This window comes from Inquilinus sp. (assembly GCF_057815775.1).
The window spans coordinates 1-3,957 of record NZ_JBYRFX010000548.1; the positions used below are offsets into that span (position 1 = coordinate 1).

The following is a 3,957-nucleotide window of genomic DNA, read 5'->3' on the forward strand; positions in this document are numbered from 1 at the left end:
GAAGCCGACCGACAACGGCGCCGCGAGGCCCTGGAACGGGCGTATGAGGAGAATGCCCGCGTCGCGGAGCGGTACCGGCAGCGGATGATCGACGCCGACAAGCGCCGTTGAGGCGGCCTCTGTTCACGTTGCCTCTCCCGCTTGCGGGAGAGGTCGGAGGCGCTTGCGCCTCCGGGTGAGGGCCCTTTGTCGAGGCCGGGACCAACCCTCACCCGGTCTCGCTGCGCGAGCCCGACCTCTCCCGCCAGGCGGGAGAGGTTACGCGAATGCGTAGGTTGGGCCGGGGGCTGGCGCCGCCTCCCGGGCCTCAGTTGCTGGCGAAGTCCAGCGCGGCCGTCAGGTCGCCCAGCGGCGGGTTGCCGTTGGCGGCGATGGCGGCGTCGCGGGCGGCGATGCCGGCCAGCACCGGCAGTTCGAAGCGCCGGGTGATGAAGCGCAGGATCGAGGTCGTGTCGTAGGGCGTGTGGTCGACGAAGCCCTTCTTCGCGAAGGGCGAGATGATGATCGCCGGGATCCGCATGCTCGGCCCCCAGCGGTCGCCCTTCGGCGGCGCGACATGGTCCCAGAAGCCGCCATTCTCGTCATAGGTCACGATGACCAGCATGTGCGGCCATTGCGGGCTCTTCTGCAGATGGTCGATCAGCATGGCGAGATGGGCGTCGCCGGAGGTGACGTCGGCATAGCCGGCGTGCTCGTTCAGATTGCCCTGCGGCTTGTAGAAGGTGACCTGCGGCAGCGTGCCGGCATCGATCGCCTTGACCAGCCCTGCCCCGTCCAGCCCGCCGTCGCGCAGATGCTCCTGCCGGGCCGCGGTGCCGGGCGCGAAGCTGGCGAAGTAGTTGAACGGCTGGTGATGGTACTGGAAGGCGGGGACCGGCGTGGCGTTGCCATGGTCCAGCACCGACTGCCAGGCGCCGCCATACCAGGCCCAGCTCACGCCCTTGGCGCTCAGCAGGTCGCCGATCGTGGTCTCGGTCTGCGGCGGCAGGGTGGTCGGCGCCAGCGGGTCGGCCAGGGCCGTGTCGCCATCCTTCGCCGGCGGGTTGGCGCTCGGCTGATACGGCGGCTGCATCGTGTTCACGGCGTAGAAATCGGGCGTGATGTTGCCGTCGGCGACGAATTTCGGGATGCCGTCCATCGCCGATTTCGGCGAGTTCGGCGCCAGCGTCAGGGTCACGCCATCCGGGTCGACCGCGGCGATCGACGGCTTCGCCGGGCTGGTGGCGGCGTCGGGGTAGCGCGCGACGCAGGCGCAGGCCAGCCAGATGTGGTTCATGAAGGAACCGCCGAAGGCCCCCATGAAGAAATGGTCGGCCAGCGTGTAGCGCTGGGCGATCTGCCACATCACCGTCTTCGAGCCGTCGAGATGGCCCATCACCTCGGCCCCGGCATCGGCATAGGCGACGAACTTGTCGTTCTTGCCGCCGTCGATCTGCATCTGGTTCTGGTAGAAGCGATGCCACAGATCATGGGTGACGGTGTCGAGCGAGACGTTCAGCCCCTGCGGGTCGTCCATGTCGAACGGGCCGTCCGGCAGATGCTCGGTCTGCGCCTGGGTCACCGCGGGCGTCAGGCCCTTGGCGGTCAGCCCGTCCCACACCGGCGGCAGCTCCTTCAGCGCCGTGCCGTCGCGGTCGAGCTGGACCTTGGCCGCGTCGGACGCGGCCGCCAGCCCCTCGGCGCCCGGAAAGGCGCCGTAGAGATTGTCGAAGCTGCGGTTCTCGGCATACAGCACGACCACCGTGTCGATAGCGTGCAACGCCGCATCCTGGCCGGGATCGGCGGCGAAGCCCGGCGGCGCGAGCAGCCCGGCGGCGCCAGCCGCGATGGCGGAAACGATCATTCTCTTCATGCGGCTTCCCCGTTTGGCTCCCGGCACACAGGTCCGGTGGCTAGTCCCCTTCCGCCCGTCAGCACTCGCGCGGCACGAGCCGTCGCTCAAGTGAAACTTTTTGGGCATAGAAGGGGAAGCGCAGCGCCGGACCCGGCGCCACGTCGCGACAGAAGCATGGGGTGGCCCGGAATGGCCTGGGGATCGGGTGTCCGTTATCGAGGGATAGTGTTGGGCTTGGCGGCCGGCGGCCTGGCCTTCGCGGCGCTGGGATCGGCCCTGTCCGCCGCCCAGAGCGCCACGCCGGGGGTCGCGGCCCCGGGCGGGATGTCCCGGGCCGAGGTGCGGCGCCAGGTCGAGGGGCTGACCGTGCTCGGCCGTGCCCTGTTCCTGGATCCCACCTTGTCGGCCTCGGGCAAGCTCGCCTGCGCCTCCTGCCACGCCCCGGATCACGGCTTCGGCCCGCCGAACGCGCTGCCGGTGCAGATGGGCGGCGGCGACATGGCCCAGCCCGGCGGGCGCGCGGTGCCGTCGCTGACCTATCTGCAGGACGTGCCGCCCTTCACCGAGCATTTCTTCGATTCCGAGGATGATTCGGACGAAAGCGTCGACAACGGCCCGACCGGCGGGCTGACCTGGGACGGCCGGGTCGACCGCGGCGCCGACCAGGCGGCCATCCCGCTGCTCTCCGCCTTCGAGATGGGCAACGCCACGCCGGACGAGGTCGTGACCCATGCCCTGGCGGCGGGCTATGGCGAGGCGCTGCGCAAGATCTATGGCGACGCCATCCTGGCCGACCGGCCGGCGCTCTACGCCGGCATCCTGAAGGCATTCGAGGTGTATGAGCAGGACGCCGCCAGCTTCTACCCCTACACCAGCAAATACGATGCCTTCCTCGCCGGCCAGGCCACGCTGACGCCGCAGGAGGCGCGGGGCCTGGACCTGTTCAACGACCCGGCCAAGGGCAATTGCGCGGAATGCCATATCAGCCAGCGCGGCAATGACGGCACCCCGCCGCAATTCACCGATGCCGGGATGATCGCCATCGCCGTGCCGCGCAACGCGGAGATTCCGGCCAATGCCGACCCGGCCTTTTTCGATCTCGGCGTCTGCGGGCCGCTGCGCACCGACCTGGCCAACCATCCGGAATATTGCGGGTTGTTCCGCACCCCCAGCCTGCGCAACGTGGCGCTGCGCCAGACCTTCTTCCACAACGGCGTGATCCACAGCCTGCGCGACGCCGTCGCCTTCTACGTCACGCGCGAGACCGACCCCGGCCGCTGGTATCCGCGCAACCCGGATGGCAGCGTGCGCAAATATGACGACCTGCCGGCGCAGTACCTGGCGAATCTCAACCTCGACCCGCCCTTCGACCGCCATCTCGGCGACGTGCCGGCCCTGACCGATGCGGAAATCGACGACGTCGTCGCCTTCATGAAGACGCTGACCGATGGCTACACACCGCCGCATTCCTGAACCCGGCGCCGGGTGGCGCGTCATCGCGCCGCGCCGCCGATGCACCTCGCCGCACCCCTGCCCATATCGGGGACGGAGGGGGCGCCCGCAGCCGCGGGCCCGACCGGAGATTTGTGATGACACCTCAGGAACGCGACCTTCTGGCCAATCTGGTCGCCCGGCTGAAGCAGGCCCCGGCGGCAGCGAAGGATGACGAGGCGGAGGCGACCATCCGCGACCTCACCCGCGACCAGCCGGACGCGCCTTATCTGCTGGCCCAGACGGTGCTGATCCAGGACTATGCGCTGCACCAAGCCCAGGCCCGGATCGCGGAGCTGGAACAGCAGGCGGCCCAGCCGCAGCGCAGCAGCGGCGGTGGCAGCTTCCTCGGCGCCCTGTTCGGCACCGGCGCGGCCGCCGCTCCGGCGCCGGCCCAGGCGCCCAGCTACACCCAGGCCCCGCCGGCCTATGCCCCGGCGCAGCCTGCGCCCGGGCCATGGGCCCAGGCCCAGTCGTCCGCCCCGTCCTTCCTGCGCAGCGCCGCGACCACGGCGGCTGGCATCGCCGGTGGAGCCCTGCTGTTCCAGGGCATCGAATCCCTGTTCAGCGGGAGCCATGGTGGCTTCGGCGGCGGCCTGGGTGGGTTCGGCAACACCGGCTTCACCGGCCCG

Annotated in this window: 3 protein-coding genes; 2 read left to right on the forward strand and 1 reads right to left on the reverse strand. The window is 70.1% G+C overall.

Going from position 1 to position 3,957, the window contains the following annotated elements:
• Positions 1 to 307: 307 nt before the first annotated feature.
• Positions 308 to 1,852 carry an acid phosphatase gene (locus AC3XYG_RS19075; RefSeq protein ID WP_489141439.1) on the reverse strand — a complete coding sequence of 515 codons (1,545 nt, stop codon included), beginning with the start codon at positions 1,850 to 1,852 and terminating at the stop codon, positions 308 to 310.
• Between the two features lie 216 nt (positions 1,853 to 2,068).
• Here AC3XYG_RS19075 and AC3XYG_RS19080 point away from each other — a divergent pair, with 216 nt between their 5' ends.
• Together AC3XYG_RS19080 and AC3XYG_RS19085 are read left to right on the forward strand one after the other, a co-directional pair.
• Complete coding sequence (locus AC3XYG_RS19080; RefSeq protein WP_489141440.1) at positions 2,069 to 3,307, forward strand: cytochrome-c peroxidase; 1,239 nt, start codon at positions 2,069 to 2,071, stop codon at positions 3,305 to 3,307.
• 116 nt (positions 3,308 to 3,423) lie between these two features.
• Positions 3,424 to 3,957 (forward strand): DUF2076 domain-containing protein (locus tag AC3XYG_RS19085; protein ID WP_489141441.1); only part of this gene is annotated, 534 nt, incomplete at its 3' end.

Coding starts and splice junctions, on each gene's coding strand:
- AC3XYG_RS19075 (WP_489141439.1), bottom strand. CDS start 1,852: ATGAAGAGAATGATCGTTTCCGCCATCGCGGCTGGCGCCGCCGGGCTG.